The following is a 20,249-nucleotide window of genomic DNA, read 5'->3' as shown; positions in this document are numbered from 1 at the left end:
ATTCATTTGAGAGCGCCCGTCAGATCCACGAGCGGATACTTCCGGTCATCCTTTTCTGCATCGTAATTCGGATTTCTGACGGGCAGATACCGCGGCGCCACATGGTCTTTGAGCCACGCCTGCAATTGTTTCATCAGTTGATCCCGTTTTTCCGGCATGCCTTCGGCCAAATCCGTTTCTTCGTAGGGATCGTTCCGAATGTCGTAAAGCACCATTTTTCCATGCCAATCCCAAAGCAGCTTATGGTCGCCCACGCGAATGGCGGAGTGCGGCGTGAGCGGCAAGCCGTTGTCCGGATGATTGACGATCACGTTGAAAGGATAGTGCCAGTAAAACGTGCGCGGCGACATCTTCGCCGCAGGGTTTTCCAAAAGCGGCACAATGCTTATTCCATCGACGTTCCCCGGAATGTTGTTTCCCGTCAATGCCGCGAGTGTCGGCAGCATATCAATGCAGTTGGCCGGGGTGTCGCACCAGGCCCCACCCCCAAACCGGCCGGGTTGCCAGCAGACCAGCGGAACCCGCACCCCGCCCTCATGCAGGCAGGCCTTGCCGCCCTTGAAAGGAAAATTATCGGTTGCCGCAGGATTCGTGTATTCCACGCCCCCGTTGTCCGAGGTTAGAACGAGAAGGGTATCCTCCATGACCCCGCCCGCTTCCAGGGCCTGGATCAAACGACCGACCGAATCATCGAGGTGTTTCACCATGGCCGCATAGGTGGCATTGTTATGCCCAAGCGTCCCCTTCTGCGGTTTGTTTTTGAAATAGGCGACCGTCTCCGCCGGCGCCTGCAATGGCGTGTGTACCGCAAAATGGTTGAAATAGAGGAAGAAGGGTCGTTTGTCTTTTCCCGCTTTCCGATCCGCCACCGCGCTTTCGATATAGCGCACCGCCCGGTCGGTCAGGTCGTCGGTCAGATAAGCCGCATGAGGCGCAGAACCAGCACTCCCCATGTGCGATTCCTTCTGCGGCATTTCGGGATAGGGCAATCGCTTTTTATCCCAATGCTTCGCCCATTTAAAATAGGCCGATCCTCCGGCATCGAACCAGGCCGGCGCTTCATCGAACCCCTGGTCCAAAGGTTGGAAACCTTTTGCGCCGTGGCCTCCCAAATGCCACTTCCCGATGAACGCCGACCGATGGCCACCAAGCACCTTGGGCAACGTTTGAAGAGAAGGATCAAGCGCCGTATTCGTGCGCCCATTCGTCCAGGCCTGCTGCTTGTTGATGTTATCCTTGTGTCCAAGAACATCGTGGGGGTTAAAGCCCTCCGGCGCCGGCATGCCCTGATTATAATAGGTAGGAAGCAACGGAGTCGCCGTTGTGAATCCATGCCGCGCAGCATACTGCCCCGTCATCAATGCAGCACGCGTTGGCGCACAAAGCTGGTTGGCATAAAACTGGGAAAACGCAACGCCCTTCCCCACCAGCCGATCCATGTGAGGCGTTTCATAATAGAGTTCGTCAATCGGCTTGCCGGTAAAATGGCTCGCATAGGCCGCGATGTCCGTAATGCCCAAATCATCCGCTAGAATAAACACCACATTGGGCGTTTTTCCCTGCACTGCGGCAATCGACACCCATAAACCAAGCAAGATGGAATGTTTCGTTATCATACGCATTACTTCGCCTCCGCGTAAATTTTCCAGAAGCCCGGAGCGACTTCCAGTTTTAGATATTTCTCGTCTTCACCCTTCCACGCAACGCCCTCAACGCCGCCGACAAAGGTGCCGTTTTTCCAAACCATGGAACCATTGACCCCGATGAATGTCGGGGTAATCGATGCCTTCGGAATCCCGACTATCGCGGTGGCACCTTTCGGAGAAACCAGTTTCACGCCGTAACATTTGTCCGCAGCGTTGATCTCGACGACAATATCGCCCTTCACGCTTGGAACCACCTGTTTAACGGAAGTGATATGCTCCAGGTTCGGCATAATCTGATATTCACTCCAAGCGGGTTGGGTTGGTAAAATTCCAGCGACATGCTTGGCCAAAATGGCATTCGGAGCATTCCACGCATGGTTATAGGATCCTCCCTGCGGAAACATTTCATAGAGCGTACTCAGCCATGTGCGATCGACCTGTAGCTGATACCGGTCTTTCATGCGCTTGAGGGCATCGGCATAATAACCGGCATAGCACATGGCCTCTTCCACCATCCATTCAAAATGCGGGCTGCAAAACTGATTCGGAATCAGCACGTTTTCGACGATGGCCGCATATTTATGCGGACGGGCCAGCCCGGAAAGAATGGCCAGCGCATTGGCGCGGTCGTCCTGGAATTTCTTGGGATTGCTACTGTAATATTTCCCCTTCCAGTATGTTGCATCAAAGGCCATTCCCAAGGTCTGGATACGCTCGTCAAACCAAGCGATATCCTGATTTTCGCCCAGCTCCAGTGCAATCTTCTTCGCACTGGTGAGCGCAAAATAGTAGAGCGCGTCCAAAATCACCTTATCATCGACGGTTTCTTTTTCGCCCCAGTCGCTCCAGTTCCACGAATCCATGGATCGTTTATCCCGATTCGGCAAACCATCGGCCCCCATGGTCCAGAGATTCAGGTAATCGCGCACAAAGGGATACGCATAGCGTAGTGTCTCTTCATCGCCCGTGTTCAGGTAATATTGCCAAACGCCCTGATCGACAAATTGCAGGCTTTGAGTCGGCAGTTCGCGCAGGCGCAGCGGACCGAGCGCGCCATAAACACCGGCATCGCTGTAGGCCATCGTGATTCGAATCGCCTTTTTCAACAGCTTCCGGCCGGCGTCGTCCATGCAGTAAAAGAGATAGCTGGCCTGGTCCGCCACATCGCCGATCCAGCAGGCGCGCTCGCGGTCGGGACAATCCATAAAATTATCGCGGGCGCAGACAAACAGGGTATTGCGTCCCATCCACCAGAGGCGTTCATAGAACGGATCGCTGCAGGTGAATGAACCGGCATTAATATCACCCACACTCATCCAGCGATACTTCAGACCGAGCACCTTCACACCGGCCGGAATTTCATAGGTAATTTTATGGCCGTTCATCCAGGCGAAGCTCTCGAAGGACTGCTTCCCTTTCTTCGTGGTATGGAATGCGCTAATCTTGTTTAACCGATTGTCGGTGGTGATCTTAATTTCAAGTCCCGCATCGCATTCCACTTCCAAATACGGGGTAATCTGTTTGTTGAACGGCAGTTCACAGGTAATTGTTTCCCCCTTGCTGACAAAGGGGAATTTGGACTCCGGATAGTTTTCGTAATCTTTAAGGCCATGGTTCACCAACGCCGGAACATAGTTTTTTTCCAGATTATACCAAGGTGCCACCGGCGGAATCCCTTTCTCCGTTGCGGCCTTCCAATCACCATCCGGAAAGCTTGGCGCAGTCCAGTCGCCCATCTCCTTGCGCGCATCATATTTGACGTTGTACTGCACAATAGCTTCCCCGGTTTCGCCGCTGTCCAGCGCATAGGCGGAATCCGCTTTGACCTTCCAGCTTTTATCCGAAATCAGTTTCTTTCCGTTAAAATCAGCCTGAAAAACAAAACCGCCTTTGCCGCTGTCGACATGCGTGCCCTTGTGCGTTTCACGACCCCAATACCACACCAACACCGCAATGGTATTTTCGCCGGGCTTGAGGTATGCGGTGATATCCACTTCTTCATACCAAGAGTTGGAAGGCTTGGTTTCCGGTGGATCCAGCCACATCTCTTTTTTCCGTTTCCAGGGTTTGGCAGGACGCGGACCGCGCGCCACGCTCCCTTCAAAAACCGCCAGCTCGCCGTTGATCCACATCCAGTATTTACTGTCCGCCGAAATATTCGCGATCACCCTTTCCGGCACCTTGACGATTCTCAGGTCTTTACGAAAAGCCACCCACGAATTAGCCGGCCCATCATCCGCCTGCCAAATCCACTGCGCTTTCCAGTCGACGGGCATTTCATTGGCCGAAACGCCCATGACCGTACAAACCATCACCACGCAAAATATCAACAGCTTCTTCATCTTTGATCCTGCATAAAACCGATCGGTTTATTTCGTTTTCGCGGAAAACGTCCACTTGCCGGGCGCGACGTTGAATTTGAGGTAGTTCTTGTCCTCGCCGTTCCAAGTGATGCCTGGAATGTTGCCGACAATCGCGCCGTTTTTCCAGACCGTGGAACCGTTCACCTCAATGACCTTCGGGTGGATCGAGGCTTTCGGAATCCCGACGACCGCGGTCGTGCCTTCAGGGGAATTGAGCTTCATGCCGTAAAGTTTGTCCGTGCGTTTAATGTCGACGTCGATCTCGCCCTGAACGCTTGGAACCACCTGCTTCACGGCGGTCATGTGCGCCAGATTCGGCATGACCTGATATTTCTTCCACGCCACCTCCGTGGCTGAAATACCGGCGATGTAGCGCGAGAGCACATAGTTCGGCGCATTCCATGCATGGTTGTAGGTTCCCTTACGTTCCCCAAACTTTTCGCACAGCGTCGTGACCGCCACATCATTCACCTGAAACGCATGGCGCTCCTTCATACGGTTCAATGCCGCCGGTGTATCGCCCGCCAGCACAATCGCCTCTTCAATCATCCACTCCATGTGCGGACTGGCATTGTATTCGGTGGTCAGCACGTTTTTGAGCAGGGCTGGATATTTGCTTTCATCGGCCAGTCCGTTCAGAACTGCCAGCGCACTGACCCGTTCATCTTTGACCGCCCCGGCAGTGCCGTAATATCCATCGCGCCAATAGGTTCTCTCAAAGTTGTCTTCAATGCTTTTGATGCGCGCGTCGTACCATGCCACATCGCTGGTTTCGCCCAACTCCAGCGCCATCTTTTTGGCAGCGTCGAGAGCGATGTAATACCAGCAGATCTCAACGGGTTGCTTATCCGGATTGGTTCCCCAATCCACCCAACTGGCGTATCCATTGCGAATCTGCGGAAGACCGGTGGGTTCCATTTCCCAAAGTTTCAGATACTTCAAAACAGACGGATAGGCATTGGCCAGCGTCGCTTTGTCGCCGGTGTTGAAATAGTAGCGCCAAATGCCTTGGGCAATGTACTGATTACTCTGGACGGTCAGCTCGCTGCTCTTACCGCGGTATTCACCAAACCCCGGAGCAAGTCCCTGGATAACATCGCTATCCTGATAGGCAATGGTGTTGTCGATGCCCTTTTTGAGCAACAAACGACCGGCTTCATCCAGTGTGTAAAACACGGCACCGGTCTGATCGGCCACATCGCCGATCCATAGGCCGCGTTCGCGGTCCGGGCAGTCCATATAACAGTCGCGCGTGCAGATATAGAGCGTGTTCGCGGCCATCCACCAGAGGCGCTGAAAAAACGGGTCGCTGCATTCAAAGGTGCCGGCAATCTCTCCAAGCCCGGTCCAGCGATACTTCAGCTCCAGCACTTCCACACCCGGCGGAACCTCATATTTGGCTTCATGCCCATTCATCCAGGAGTAGGTTTCAAAGGTCTGCTCACCGTTCTTCGTGGTATACTGCGCGTTGATCAAGTTGAACGGATTATCCGTTCCGATGTTGATCGTTTTTCCGCCGCCGCACTTTACTTTCAAATACGGAGTCATCTGCTTGTTGAAGGGCAGTTTTGCAAAAATTCGAACCGGCGTCTCCCCCCCGTTTTTATACGGCAGCGTGATCTGTTCTTTGCCGATCCGCAGCGATTCATAGTCTGCCAGGCCTCGATCGTTCCATTGCGGAATCGGCCGTTTGACCAGTTTGCCCCAAGGCATCGTGTCAGCACTTCCTTTTTCTGTGGCGGTCTGCCAGCTTTCGTCCATCGAAAAATCCACAGCGTTCCACCCCGTGGAAGTCCAGTCGCCCATGGCCTTGCGCGCATCATATTTTACATCCATCGCGTTAGGGCGATTAGCGGAACGACCAAGTCCTTTGCTTCTGGGATCGTACGCCGGATGGACTTTCAGCTTCCAGCTGCAGTCCGATGTCAAAACGGTTTCGCCCAGATCGGCCGAAAAGAGCAAACCGCCCTTTCCGCTGTCCTCGTGCGTCTTTGCGGTCTTGCCCCAATACCAGACCAGAATAGCCACGCTGTTTTTGCCCAGCTTCAGGAAACGCTGGATATCAACCTCGTCATAATAGATACCATCGCGATGCGGCCCGCGCGCCAGACCGCCTTCGAACAACACCATTTCGCCGTTGATCCAGAGCCAATATTTGGTATCGGTCGAGATATTCGCCAACACGGTTTCCGGCACCTTTTTCAGATCGAACTCCTTACGGAAGGCCACCCAGGTATTGGCCGGCCCATCCTCAGCTTGCCAGATCCATCGCGTTTTGTCGTCAAAGGTAGCCGTGACCGCCAATACCCCCATGACGCACAGCAAAGTCGATACGCATAAAAACAATATTTTCCTAACCACTTTTTCTCCTGGCTGAGTTTTCTTCCGTAACCTAGTTCCTATACCGACAACGCGTCCATCACTTCCAGGGCACAACCTTCCTAACACCGAAATGAAGCTGTACGGGACCGATCAGGCCGGAAGCAATCAGCGGTGAATCTTTCGTGTAAAACCTGCAGGTGGTGAATGTTTTCCGTTCGGTCGACGGGCGCGGCGTTCCGTTTTTCAACCAGCCGGGAATGGCTTCCACCAAAACCTCGCCCGGTTTCTTGCCCGGTAGATAGTTTTCCAAAGCCGGATGCTGCTCATCGCCGATCATGCGATTCACCCACAGATTCGTCACCCGCACTTCAAGTCGGTTGTCCTTGGCGTTCAACAATCCGGAAACATCCAGTTTGTAGGGCGGCTTCCACAGGACTCCGAGATTTTTTCCATTCAGGATCACTTCGGCAAAAACCTGCACATCGCCCAGATCAAGACAGACGGCATACTCTTCGGCGAGTCGGTCGCCCGGCACATCGAACCGCTTGCCATAAACCCCCGTGCCGGAAAAATAGTTCAGCTCCGGGTCGCTGTGCTCCGTCCATGAAATCAATTTATCGAGCTTCACCTTGGCCGGCCCCCAGCCTTCTGGACAGTTCAGGTTCCAATCGCTGGAAAGGTCAACGGGTTCCGGCACGGCGCTCACCGTCACGGTTTTTCGTTTTCCATCGGAATAGACCAGTTCATAGCTCCCCGCTTCCCATGCGGAAAGAACGGTTTCGGCTTTTGAGATGGTCAAGGTTGCGGGCTCTGGCGGAGCCGGAAGCACTTCGACATCGCAGTTGATTCTCAAGGTTTCCTTTTCCTTTGCCATGGCGGTGAACCGCCCATTCCCAATGGAATAATCCACTCGCAGTTCCTTGACCTTGCCCCTCGCCGGATCATCGCCGACCAGACTCCATTTCACCTCTTCTTCCACCGAATTATTCACAATGTGCGACCGGACTTTTTCTGTTACATCCTTTTGCTCATCGGCATTGCCATTGATGGCTCCGTAGGTCGCCTTATGAATCACCAACGAGGCCGATTCGGATGCCTTGCCATGGAACGGTGTTTTTCCGTTATGCAGCAGATCGACCACACTCGGCGCTTCAGCCTTTTCATTGAACACCACAAAGACGGCACCGGCCGGCTCCAAGAACAGTTTCACCAACGTGCGGCCATCTTCGGTGGATTGGTAAACCGGTGCCTGCCGGATTTTTCCGGTCTGCGCATTCCACAACTGAGGGATGCGCCCCTTGTCCCGCAACAAAACCTCCACCTGGCGGGGCGTTTCCTGCTGATTGGAAACCAGATATACATCGGCATCACCGATCTTGCGATGAAACCACTCATATCCACTGCTCTTGATGAGCGTGGGGGCAATGGCCTGAACGGAGCGGAATTCAACATCCGGCAAGATGCCCATGGATGAGAGAATCAAGTCCAATGGGCCGGGCCAGTAGATTTTACCTTTTTTATAAGCGATTTCTTTTAGGTTCGCACCGTCACAGTCGCGCCACAGTTGATCGGCGGCTTTCTTCACGAAGCGATCTGCATTGGGAAAATCCTGCAAGCCCGGAGCCCCTTCCGGTTTTTCCCAGACAACATGCGCTCCGTCGCCCAGCAACTGCTCAACCTTTTTCAATACCTCCGGGCGCACGGGGCCGTCCGGCATGATCAACAGGCGGTATTCCATGCGTCCCGGCAGTACCAGGCGCCCATCTTTCACGGTCAGTTGCATTAGGTTGTTTCGGGAAATCGTATCGTAGTCATACCCGGCGGGTGCAGGCGGCTTCATCTCTTCGCGAACACTCGTGGTCTGGGGCGCGCTTTCGCCGGGATAGTAGCAGAGGTCGGCCTGGAATTTTCCTTCCTGCAGCAAATATTGGCTGCGCGCCAGATATTCATTCCACGCCCTGCCCTGCTCATACCACGTGTTGTTGCGGTTGTTCTGGAAACCCCATACGGCCATCGTCATGCCGGGCAGGGCATCATCGCCCCACGGTTGATGAACAAAGGTGTGGAAAATATAGCGATTGATGCCCTGACAGAAAAAATAGTCCCCCTGGGCTTTGAGTGCGTAAGGGTGGTTGACAAAGGCAGCCTCCATACGGCCTGCGGTGAAGGCTTCCGCTCCGACAAAACGGCGGCCGTTGGTATGGGCAGCCGATGCCGCCATTTTGGACGAACTGATGAATGGCCCCCCAGCAGATCTGGCCCACCATTCGCCCATGGGAATATCCACGACATCCGCCACAGCAAAGTCGTCCATGTTGCCCGGTTTCCCATAGGGTTCGCACGAAAGCACAAGCCCGTTCTTATGGCACATTTCGGCAAAGTGCCCGAAATAGTTCTCGGTCCACATGTCCGCGATAACGCGGCGAAAATCCCAGAGAAACCGTTCGGTAAAATCAAGATCGTTCACTACGCGTCCGGTAACAGCAGGAAGAAGTTTGATCATGTCGTAGCCCATGCGACGCCGGAAATCGTTTTCAAAGCCCTTCGTCCAGTTTTGCTGGCCCGTTTCATAGCTATCGATCAGGACATTGTTAAAAGATTTACCCACCAGCGGCCCCGCATCATCAATCACCTTCTGCACGGTATGTTTCCAGTGCCATGCGGCGGCGGCCTTGCTCATTTTATCGCACTCGTTCCCGCGGCCTTCCTTTGGCGCCGGACGGTTTCTGAGCCCGCAGACCGCATGCCCGAAGCGGATAATCGTCCAATCGCCATTCGGTGCCTTCCACTTCAACCGACCGTCGTCATTCATTTTATCCGAGAGGTCAATGATGGATGCGGCATCGATGAGGTCACCGGATTCCACTTTGCGGGTATCCGGGGTGATTTTATTATCGCGCTCATACCCGGCCTTGCTCTTCCAGTTATCCACCCGGAATCCATCTTTTCCATTACGCTCCGAGTCCGGCGTTGGGAAAGCCAGCACGGCGATGTCCTGGAAATAGTTATCGCGCAGATTCTTTGGCGTTTCCAAATTAATCTCTACGGACGTCGGCCCCGCCACCTGCAACTCTGTCCAGACCACATCCTGCATGGCATATTCCGGTGTGATCCATGGGCCGCCGCTGCTCGACCAACCCGCCGTTTGATGATAACACATTTCCAATCCCAAACGATCCGCCTCTTGGAGGGTGTGCGTCATCAGCTCGCGCCACTCCTTGCTTAGATATTTGATCGGCCCCTGATCCATTCCCCGTTCGATCTGGAACGCCTGGAAGCCGCCGATCCCAACCCGCTTCATCGCTTCAAGATCCTTCGTAATCCCTTCGGCGGAAACATAGCCGTTCATCCAATGCCACCAGGTATGCGGCTTGGCGGTATCCGGCGGCGCCAGGAAGTTGTTCTCCAACGAACCGGCGGCACACAAACAGGAACCAACCGTGGTGATCAGCGCCAGTGCAATACGTTGTTTGGCCATATTCATAACAGTCCTTTTTGAAACATTGAATCCTGAGTGAACACCGAACCGGTACAAAACGTACAGGCCAACGTCCATTGAAAAATCCATCGCTTTTGCGCGGGCAGCTTATTCCGCCGATGCAGCCCCTTTGATTGCTTCGAATCCAGAAAGCGTACGGTATTCCCCATCGCACTCCCGGGTGAGCTGCCGGAACTGCCCTTCATCGCGTTCGGTTGCTCCACTCTTTTTGATGAAATGCACGACATTGACGGAAAACTCGCCTTTGCGCTTATTGCCGATGCCACTGGATGCCGGAACACCGCTCTTCGCTTTTTTCCGCACCACCTCCATGGCGTCGGCCATGTCCTTGGGCGTGTAGTGGTATTTCTTGGTTGCCGGCGGCTGCTCAACGCTGGGGTAATAGGTTCTAACCATGTGCCGCTTGTCCCTGAACACACGCGGAGCCTCCCCATTGCTGCGCCGTTTTTCGTTTTCCTCCTTATGCCGCTGATTGGAGTCGGCCACGGCTTTGTTCCAGCGCTCCCATTTCGACTCGGACCACTCGTCGGCCGCCCCGATCGTGGCCCAGAGCGTGCCCCATCCGTGCGAAAGCAGGAAGACCGCATCGGCCTTTTCCTCCATGCTGTGCATCACAGGCTTCACCCATTCGCGCTGGTCTTCGATTTTGCCCACCTTGAAATCGCCCTGAACCGTTTGGCTGCCTTGCACGCTTCCGAGCGTGCGTATGCCATAGTCCCGGTCCCCCATGCCGGTAGAGACCGCGTTAAGCGGATCGAGCCACTCCTTCACCTTGGCCACATTGCCTTGCGTGGCCGGAACCATCTTCGGGAACAGAACCTTGGAAGATCCAATTTCATAGACCGCAATATTGAAAAGCACCGTGGGGCTCAGCTTGCCGAGAATCTTGACGAGCTCTTCCTTGATAAGCGTGTAGGAAGGAATACCGCCCATCTGGTCGACCATCATCGACGGGGAAGAATCCAGAATGATGAAGATCTTTTCCCCTTTGCCTTTCACGCCGAAAATATTGATCTCCGGCATGCTGAAGCCAACGCCGCCCCCTCCGCCAAGACCGTCACCGGCACCACTGCCGAACCCGCCTTTAACGCCGGTAATTTCCGGCATCTTGATGTCGGGGATCTTCTGGTTCAGCTTCGGTTTAACCACCAGCCGTTTTCTCAACTTCGGCTTGGGCTTCCGCTTTTTCTCCATCTTCATCGGAGCCTGGAGTTTGTTTAGCTTGATCTTCGGTCGCGTTACCGCCTTTGCCTCAAAATTCTGTTCCTCCTTTTGGATAACCGTCACCGCCACAAACGACAGCGCCACAACCAGGAGTATGGCATGGATCCCCAGACTCACCACTGCGGCACTGGATTTGGCATGCTTGGCGAAATAACGGTTTTTTTTCTTCCCGGACATTATTGGATCCTTTCCCACGACGATGCACCTCCACGGCCCAACCTCCACGCGGACTTTGGCTGGATACCACCGGCAGCTCAACGGACACAGCATTCAAATCGTTGAATCCGTTTCCCGGCAATCACCCGGCCGCACCCCATGCCGACCCCGCCGAAGCATTGGCGGGGTCTTTTCCCTCCCCTTACTGGGCGGATTCGACCATGTAGAATTCCACATTGCCTGCGCTATTGAACTCGGCGGTGGCATCGCCCGCGCCGTCTGTTGTGACGACATTGCCCGCCAGTCCCCCGATGGAGACCGACACCGGGGTCACGGTACTCGAAAACCCGCTGCCCAAAGCCGAAGAAGACAGGATGATGTAGGCTTCCGAAACGCCCCCCGTGAACGAGAGCGAGGAGATTCCACCGCTCATGCCGTAGGACACGATGAACGGTTCCGTTCCTCCGGGAGGCACGGTGTTGGCACTGCCATAGACCTGGAAGTTATCGAAACGGATATGGTCGCCCTCCCCGCCGGGAGTCGTCCCCGAGTCCACGTAGATGCCATACGCGTCAATAATTCCCGACAAGGCGGAAGCCGGCGTGGTGCCCAAGCTGATTTCCCCTGCGCCTCCCAGGACAACCGTCAGTTCAACCCACTTGGCGGGGTGGGAGAAATCGGCCTCAAGCATTTCCTTCAGGGCATACGCTGCATTTTGCCCACCGAACTCATCGGCCGATGCATACCACTGCGAGCCAATCCGAATGGCGAACCGGATGATTGAATCGGCGTTATCGTTCTTTTGCTCCACACTCAACTTTTGCAAGCCCGACACCGTGGTGTTGGTCGGCAGGGTGGTGTACATGAGGGCGGTGGCGCCGGCATAGGCCGCATCCTGCTTCGGCGCAAAGAATCCATACCCCCGGGTACCCGCGGTAACGTTGGTGGGAAAGATCGCGTTCACCGCACCCATGTCGCCGGCGGCCACGCCACTTGAAATGGCTTCAACCTCGTTGCCGGCATAGATCGGGTTTTCGACGACACCGCTTGCCGAGAATACGAGCGACGTCCACCCCCACTCCGTCAGCGGAAGGGGAGAACCGGCATCGAGGTAGAACGGCTGGCTATAGAGCACGTCGTAGGTCGGGGGTGCCGCACCGTCATGGACCTGGAAGTTATCCAGGCGCATGTGGTCGCCCGCCCCGCCGGGAGCCGTCCCGGCATCCACGTACAATCCATATGCGTTGATGGTTCCGGACAGGGCGGAAACCGGTGCCGAACCGACCGTGATTTCCCCGGCCGCACCCGTAGCAACCGTAAGTTCGAGCCACTTGGTTTCATCCGAAAAATCGGCCTCCACCATTTCCTTGACGGCATACGACGTGGCATTTTCCCCACCGAAATCCTCCGCGGAAGCATACCATTGGGAACCGATCCGGATGGCGAAGCGGATGACCGAATCCGCGTTGTCGTTTTTTTGATCCACCCGTAATTTCGTCAATTCCGACACCGTAATTTCCGTGGAGATGGTGGTGTACAGAATGGCAACGGCATTCGTGTATGCCGCGAAGTCCTGCTTCGGGGCAAAGAAAGTATACCCATTCTCCGTGGCGCCAACCGGGGTGGTCGCATCCACCGCACCTTCATCGGTGGCCCCGGCGGACCGGCCGACTCCCTCGATCACTTTATTCGTGTAGGCGGGGTTCTCTTCCACGCCATCCACCCCGTGGACCAGCGCCGACCAGCCAAACTCCGATAAGGGCTTATCCGTCGCGGAATTATAAAACGGCTGACTGTAGATGACCTCCGCAAACGAACTGCCCACGAGCATCGAAACCGCGACCACACCAATACCTGACATATTACGCATAACTTCCTCCTTGTTAAATATTTATGATTTTTTCTTTCACACCTACCGTGTTTACTGTAAACACTATCACCAAGGTTTCAGAAACGTTAAATCCAGGAGCAACAACATGTCCATACCCCTTAAGGAACAAATTCTTTCCATTTTGCGACACCCCTCCAAAACCGTCGCATTGACCATCGTCTCATTCATTGCCTTGCTCCCCGGAACAGGCGCGGCACCCTCTTCCAACCTCCCCCCTCGATCAGCCATCCTATCGACGGCAACGCTCGTCAACGATTATTGGATTGCGAACAACGGGCTCGATGACGCGGCCTGGTCTAGCGCGACCTACTACACCGGGAACCAGCGTTTCCACGAAATCACCACCAATGCCGCCTATCTGGTGCGCGCCGTCGATTGGGCAACGGCCAACGGTTGGCTTCGTAGCGAAAAGAGCCGATACAACGGGGATGTGGTGAAGAACGACGAGGACGCCGACAACCACTGCTGCGGCCAGACCTATATTGATTTGTACCGGCTCGATCCGCAATCCATTCGGATTGCCGACATCGTTCGTCTTGAAAACTATATCGTCAGCCAACCCGACACGGATTATTGGTCGTGGATCGATGCGTTTTATATGCAGGCGCCCACGCTGGCGAAGCTTTCCACGTTAACGACCAACCCGGCCTATTCGGATAAACTTTGGGCGATGTACAACGACACCCGAACAACCCAGAGCCTGTTCGATGCGACGGAAGGGCTTTGGTATCGGGACAGCAAATATATTTATCCGGCGGAAACCACCTCGGGCGGCAACAAGGTGTTCTGGGCACGCGGCAACGGCTGGATGATGGCAGGCCTGTGCCGGGTGATCGATGCCCTGCCCGCCGATGCGCCGCACCGCAACGACTATATTGCCATGGTGCAAACCATGGCGGCCAAACTGGCCCAATTGCAGCAGCCCGATGGGTTCTGGCGCTCCAGCCTCTATGAACCCACGCAGTTCGACATGCCCGAAACCAGCGGCACCTCCTTTTATACCTACGCGATGGCCTGGTGCATGAACAATGGATATCTCGACCGCGACACCTATCTACCGATCGTCGCGAAAGCATGGAACGGGCTCGTCGCCGAATCGGTTCACCCCGATGGGTTCCTTGGCTATGTCCAGCTCGTCGCGGCGGCCCCGGGCGCATCCTACTACAACGATACCAAAGCCTACGGCGTCGGCGCATTCCTGCTCGCCGCATCGGAGCTGAGCATTTTGGCGGAGACCCTTTTCGTGGTCAGCGCGGGGCCGGACCAAACGGTATATGATTTCGACCGGGATGGGTTCGAGGGCGTCACCCTGGACGCTTCGTGGACACACGATCCCGATAACACGGCCGAGGTTTACGAGTGGTTGGACGCCGGCCCCCTTGTAATCGCCAGCGGCATCACCGCCCAGGTCACCCTACCCCTGGGCGTTCACGATATAACGCTGCGCATCACCGACAACGCAACCAACACCTGGGAAGACGTGGTGCGGATCACCATTGCCGAACCCGTGCCGGAGCAGGTCTACATGGAGCGCTTCGACAACCCCACCGGCGACACCCCGCTGGATACCTATACCGGCTGGACGGCACTCCTCACCGAAAACGGAATCATTTCCAGCTACACCAACCAGTCCCGGGCCCTGGGTGTTGCATCGGGCGCCTACGGTTTCTACGCACCCAAGCAGGACGACGGCGCTCCGTGGAACGATGCCGTGCCCAATCAACCGGCCCTTGTTCGAACAGATGCTCCGGAAGCGGTCAACATCGAGTCGCTCGCTTCGATCAGCTGGGACGCCAGCGCCGACAACATCGACCATCAATACCGCGTTGCGATTGAAATCGGCGGCGTGTGGTATGCGAGCAATCCCGCGCTGAACGATGGCATTCCGGATAGCGCTGCGCCCGCAGACCTCCCCCTCACCTACCATCCGGCTTCGTTCACCACGGCATCGAACTGGCTGACGATCGGAAACACCACCCTGGGAGCCCCCGGCTCGCTTTCATTAGGTGCGGCGCCCGCTTCGGATCTCGCCGGCCAGGTAACCGGCTTCGGACTCTACCTCGTTTCGGGAACCGACAACGAGGTCGCAGGCGACCACGTCCGCTTCGACAACTTCGGAATCTGGGCCACTCCCGAGCGCCCCATCGCCCCATTGATCACCTCGTTCAGGCGGGTCGGCGGCGCAACCTGGGAACTAACCATTACTGGCAATGCCGGAACCGGCTACGCGTTTTACTCGAGCCTCGAGCTGACCGCTCCCGGCACGCTCGTGACCACCCTGGGCCAGGCCGATCCATCCGGCGACGCGGGCACGGTGACCGGCGGCAGCGTGCTCACCACCGACGCTTCCGGCAACGGCAGGGTCAGGATGACGCTGACCGACACCCCGGCCAACTTCGTAAAGGTGCAGCCCGCCCCGTAATCGCCGGCACCAAGCAGCGCGTTTTTTTACAACACATGCTAGCCTTGCCGCAGTGCGATCCGCTTTCGATAGTTCGAAGGCGTTTCGCCGCGGACCGAAGTGAAGAACCGGGTTAGATGGGAGGCTTGGGCAAAACCACATTGCCCGGCGATTTTCTCAAGACTCTCGCGGGATTCCCGGAGAATGTTTTCCAGATGGGTTGCACGGGCTTCCCGGCAATATTCCTTGATGGTACACGAAAGGTGCGTCCTGAACCCCCGTTCCAACCCGCGCCGGTAGAGTCCACTGGCCAGGGCCACCTCATCCGAGGTGAGTGCCCGGTGCGCATTGTTCTGTATAAACCGTAGCGCCTTCACCACGGCTTCATTATCGACCGCCACGATATCCGATGACTGCCGCACCACCAACTCACCGGTTTTAGCGGTGATAACCAGGTTTTCGGGCGCGGTGCCCTTCATCATGTTCCCAAGCATTTCCGCGGCAAGATAGCCGGACTGATACTGGTCGATCCCCACGCTGCTTAACGAAGGATTGCTCAAGCCACAGACGCAGGGATCATTATCCACTCCGACAACGGCACAATCGTAGGGCACTCGCAGGCCCGCCTCCCGGCATAGCTCAACCACCTTCAGCCCCAGATCGTCGTTGGCGGCCATCAAGGCCACGGGGCGCGGCAGGCCCTGCAACCACCGAACCACATCGGCATCATCAAACCGCTCCAGCGAAGGTTCAATCCCCGGGTAGACATCGGCCTCAAAACCGGACTTGCGCAATGCCTCCGAAAACCCTTCGCAACGGCGCACCGCCCAGGGCCACGCCGCAGAACCAAAAAAAGCGAAATGGCGAAATCCCCGCTGAAGGAAATGGTTGGCAACCCCCTTGCTCAATCCATGGTCATCCGTGTTCACCCAACCAATCCCGGAATGCCGATGCTTGCTATACGAAAAAACCACCACCGGAATGCCGGCATCAACCAACGCGGAGGCATCCACATCGTCCCGGATCAGCGCGCCATCAAACCGCCCCGCCTCAAGCGCTTTCGCACGATACACCTCGCCCTGCGGATTCCAATGGAACTGCCACGGCCCAAAGTGCCTCGCATAATCCGCCACGCCGGAAATCAACCGCCGCCCGGATTCACGGGAGGACTCGATCATCATTAGAATATGGGGAAACGAATCCATCCCGACGCTAGAGCTCCTTAACACGAAGGTTTCGCCAATGGATGACCCCCTGCTTCCCACCGTGGACCTGCAACCCGATAAACCCTTTGGGATATTCATTCTCCCCATCCACCCAGTTTGCGGCCGGCCATCCGTTGATCCAGGTTTTGAAGACATTCCCCTTCACCATCACGGTCATACGGTTCCACCCTTCGCGATCAATGGCCTGCTTCAGCGGTTGGTGTTCCGGGGCTTTAAGCGGATATAGCCACCCGCCGCACTGCTGGCCATAGATCCCCCCCGACCAACCGCGCCCGTTTTTGGCCAGATCCTCCATTTCCACCTGCGGGCCGAAAACAATGTCGCCCCCCTTGCCCTTCCGGATCCGCGACCGAACCTGAACCCCCGTATTCCCATCCACAGCCCACTTGGTTTCGCAGGTGAAAATAAAATCCGTGTATTCCTTGTCGGTGCAAAGAAACGTGCTTGGCCCCGAACTGCAGGTTCCAACGATTTCCCCCTCTTTAACCGCGAAAACCATCGTGCCCTGCCTGGGCGTCCAGCCAGCCAATGTTTTCCCATCAAAAAGAGAAATAAACCCGGCCTCCTTTAAGCTGGGCTCAGGATCGGTGTTGATCAGCTGCACGTCAGCTTTTCCCTTCGTTTCAGCAGCTTCCATCGTAAGTGGCAATGCGCCCGTTGCCAACAATGCAGAACCCACCAGCATGATTCGTTTGTACGTCATGTTCGCTCTCCTTCCGTTCGAAATAACAAAAAACCGCCTCGCAAACTCGAAGGGTTTTGCAAGAGGCTCTACCGTGTTATTTCCCAATCCGGTAATCGACTACCGTAACTGTTTTGCCTTTCTGGCCGATAACCGAAATCCAGCCATCGTTCCGAGTCCGGTCGATACCCATTTTGCAATCCTCGAAATACTTGCCATTCACCTTGGCCGTGGATTCCCGCTGGCCGAAACTGCCGGCGGAGGTGAGCGTCACTTTTTCCGGACTGACGATGTACAAGGCATCACCCGGCCCCGCCACCTGCTTGCCCAACGTACTCGCCTTTTGCCGACTCCACGTCTTGGACTTCGGGTCGCGCTGGAAATGGACGGGTTTCCCCTTTTCCCCCTGCATCAGAACATGGACGCGCCCATCGTCATCAACCACCATTGAACCGCCGTTCTGATAGCTTGATCCGGGCGGGATTTCAATGGCGGCCACCCCGGGCGAATCAGCGGTGATCGGTTTTCCACCACGTTCCCCGATAACCTTTCCATCGTTATTCTTCCAGGTTGTTCCCTGATCGTCGCTATAGGCAAAACAGAGGTCGTGGCAGGTGCGGGCATCCGGCGTATCCCGCCAGCACCAGGTCAGGTAGCGCCGTCCGTTATGGAACACCAACCCGTGCAGATAGGCATTGACGGTCTTGTCGCCGCCCGACCATTTCTTATCGATGAGCTTGGCGGATGCCTCATCGTTGATGAGCCATTTCCCACCCTGGTATTCGAAGTAATTCGAATCCGCCGCGCCCGAGCCGCCGTTGAGTCGAAGATATAAAACAAAATGCTTCCCGTCGGTGCTGAATGAGGGATAGGTGACGTTGGCAATCTGTGGCCCGCCCAGATGATCCAGTACCGGACTGAACAGTTCGGGTGTCCATTTATGCCTGGCAGGATTATCAGCGACCGGTTGCAAGGAATGACGATAGTGGAGAGTCGAAAGATGGTGGTCAAAGGAAAGATGAATGATACCGTCCGGAGAAATCCCCAGCGCCACCTTTTCATGCCCGTCGCCGAATCCTCTGGACTTGATCCCGCCCTTTCCACGGTCGCCGGTGGACGTGCGCCGATAGCCGGGCAACGACATCACGTCCCACTTTCCCTGCGGAAGCTTCCGTCGCGCCACGGTCACCTGGCAGGCATCATCCCAATAGGCGGCATATTGCCATCCTTTATGCGTCCAGAGCGAACCCGGCCCAAAGTTCCACTCTGCTCCCGGCGTAACGATGTTTTTCGGCATCCCCGTATTGGAAACCGTTGAAACGCGAACCGCATCCTTGCTTCCGGCCGATACGCATCCGGTTAAAAGGCCCGCACATATTAAGATAGAGACGTGTTTCACTTGGGATCCATATCCTTCGACGTTCAGACAAGCACGGTCGTTCCGGCTAGTTTTTGTTTTCTTCAAACAGCCGAACAAACCCGGCGTGGATTTCCGGTTGCTTGGTTGACAGTTCTACGGATTCACCTGGATCCTGCCCCAGATCATACAGCTCCACCGGCGCCTCCAGTCCGTAGCGCACCGCCTTCCACGGGCCGCGCCGCGCGGCCTGGAATACTTCGCCCACGATGCCCGAGTTCGGATCGCCGGCCTGCTTCCCGAATTCCCAGTAGAGCGTGCGCTCCTCCATCGGCAACGGCTCGTCGCGCAAACGTCCGGCAACGGAAACACCGTTTATTTTAAGGCGAGGAATCACGTTCATGGAAACGCCGGCCAACTCGCCGAAAGTGGGGAACATGTCGGCGAACGCCAATGGCGTATCATCCACGCGCGCGGTCTTAATCGCGGCGGGCCAGTGCGCAATGAACGGCACATGGATGCCGCCGTCATACACATCGCGTTTCATGCCCTTGTACGGCTCGGATGCGTTGAAGAAAACAGGGCTTGCGCCCCCCTCATCGTGCGGGCCGTTGTCGGATGTAAAGATGATCAGCGTGTTGTCGGCAATCCCTTTCTCCACCAGCACCGCCTGGAGCTGCCCGATATAATCATCCAGCGCGGTCACCATCGCCGCCAATGTGGCGTTGGGATTTGCAACCGGCTCGGGATAGTAGGACGCATACTTCTCCACTTCCTTGCCCTGCGACATACCGATGTAGGGTTTTTCCTCGAACTTGCCTTCGTACATTTCCATGTACTGCTCCGGCGCGGCCAGCTCGGCATGCGGAGACGAATAGGCCAGGAACACAAAGAATGGATTCTGATGATCCTGCCGGATGTAGCGGATCGCCTCCTGGGTAAACAGCTCCTGCGCATAGGCGCCCTTGCGCCCGCCCTCGTTGGCCTCGATCCGCTCCTTCACGCCGTCGCGCCAAAGGATGTGCGGATACTGGCGGTGCCCTTCCAGAATGGAATACATCCCGAACCAGGTATCGAACCCCATCGCCAGCGGATCGGTTACGCCCATTTGCGAGCCAATCGAATATTTGCCGAACAGCGCCGTATCGTAGCCCGCATATTTGAGCACATGGGCGAAGGTCTGATCGAACGCCTCCAACTGAACGGTGTTCGAGTTGTTGCCCATCAACCGCCCGTCCCGCCCGGTAAAGAGCGAAACGCGCGACGGAGAACAAACGGTGTTGCCGGCATAGGCCTGCGTGAACCGCACGCCGTTGGCGGCCAGCCGATCCAGGTTCGGCGTCTGGATCGGCGTATCGCCATAGGCGCCGACCTGGTTAAAACCGAGATCATCCGCCAGGATGAAGAGTATATTCGGTTTTTCCGCAACAACCGCTCCCGCCATCAGCAACAACAACCATGCTGTCCGTTTTATCATGCTAT

At 56.0% G+C, this 20,249-nt stretch carries 11 protein-coding genes; 1 reads left to right on the top strand and 10 read right to left on the bottom strand.

Annotation, left to right across the window (positions count from 1 at the left end):
• Positions 1-2 precede the first annotated feature (2 nt).
• The 6 genes from E9954_RS05380 to E9954_RS05355 form a co-directional block, all read right to left on the bottom strand.
• On the bottom strand, positions 3-1,622 hold the full coding sequence (locus E9954_RS05380; RefSeq protein WP_136078191.1) for a sulfatase: 1,620 nt from the start codon (positions 1,620-1,622) through the stop codon (positions 3-5).
• A complete protein-coding gene (locus E9954_RS05375; protein ID WP_136078190.1) occupies positions 1,622-3,988 on the bottom strand; it encodes an alpha-L-rhamnosidase-related protein in 2,367 nt (788 codons plus the stop codon). Before E9954_RS05375 ends, E9954_RS05380 begins: the two co-directional genes overlap by 1 nt.
• A gap of 27 nt (positions 3,989-4,015) precedes the next feature.
• A complete protein-coding gene (locus E9954_RS05370; protein WP_136078189.1) occupies positions 4,016-6,370 on the bottom strand; it encodes an alpha-L-rhamnosidase-related protein in 2,355 nt (784 codons plus the stop codon).
• Between the two features lie 58 nt (positions 6,371-6,428).
• Positions 6,429-9,809 (bottom strand): glycosyl hydrolase, encoded by a 3,381-nt coding sequence (locus E9954_RS05365; RefSeq protein WP_168441993.1) that lies wholly within the window; start codon positions 9,807-9,809, stop codon positions 6,429-6,431.
• A gap of 108 nt (positions 9,810-9,917) precedes the next feature.
• On the bottom strand, positions 9,918-11,231 hold the full coding sequence (locus E9954_RS05360; RefSeq protein WP_136078187.1) for a vWA domain-containing protein: 1,314 nt from the start codon (positions 11,229-11,231) through the stop codon (positions 9,918-9,920).
• Positions 11,232-11,412: 181 nt separating this feature from the next.
• Entirely contained in the window at positions 11,413-13,080 is a 1,668-nt protein-coding gene (locus E9954_RS05355) for a hypothetical protein (RefSeq protein WP_136078186.1), read from the bottom strand.
• Positions 13,081-13,186: 106 nt separating this feature from the next.
• On the opposite strand from E9954_RS05355, the gene E9954_RS05350 reads away from it, so the two are divergent.
• Positions 13,187-15,523 carry a glycoside hydrolase family 88/105 protein gene (locus tag E9954_RS05350; RefSeq protein ID WP_168441992.1) on the top strand — a complete coding sequence of 779 codons (2,337 nt, stop codon included), beginning with the start codon at positions 13,187-13,189 and terminating at the stop codon, positions 15,521-15,523.
• A 38-nt stretch (positions 15,524-15,561) separates the two neighbouring features.
• Here E9954_RS05350 and E9954_RS05345 read toward each other — a convergent pair whose 3' ends face one another.
• The 4 genes from E9954_RS05345 to E9954_RS05330 form a co-directional block, all read right to left on the bottom strand.
• Entirely contained in the window at positions 15,562-16,707 is a 1,146-nt protein-coding gene (locus tag E9954_RS05345; protein WP_168441991.1) for an AraC family transcriptional regulator, read from the bottom strand.
• 7 nt (positions 16,708-16,714) lie between these two features.
• A complete protein-coding gene (locus tag E9954_RS05340; RefSeq protein WP_136078183.1) occupies positions 16,715-17,431 on the bottom strand; it encodes a 3-keto-disaccharide hydrolase in 717 nt (238 codons plus the stop codon).
• A 76-nt stretch (positions 17,432-17,507) separates the two neighbouring features.
• Positions 17,508-18,809, bottom strand: coding sequence for a BNR repeat-containing protein (locus E9954_RS05335; protein ID WP_136078182.1), 1,302 nt, complete (start codon positions 18,807-18,809; stop codon positions 17,508-17,510).
• Between the two features lie 46 nt (positions 18,810-18,855).
• Positions 18,856-20,244: a sulfatase-like hydrolase/transferase gene (locus E9954_RS05330; protein WP_222847067.1), complete on the bottom strand. Its 1,389-nt coding sequence runs from the start codon at positions 20,242-20,244 to the stop codon at positions 18,856-18,858.
• Positions 20,245-20,249 lie beyond the last annotated feature (5 nt).

This window comes from Pontiella desulfatans (assembly GCF_900890425.1).
In the GTDB taxonomy this organism is placed as follows: Bacteria; Verrucomicrobiota; Kiritimatiellia; order Kiritimatiellales; family Pontiellaceae; genus Pontiella; species Pontiella desulfatans.
The sequence above is the reverse complement of the archived record's forward strand: the minus strand, read 5'-3'. Positions and strand labels throughout refer to the sequence as shown.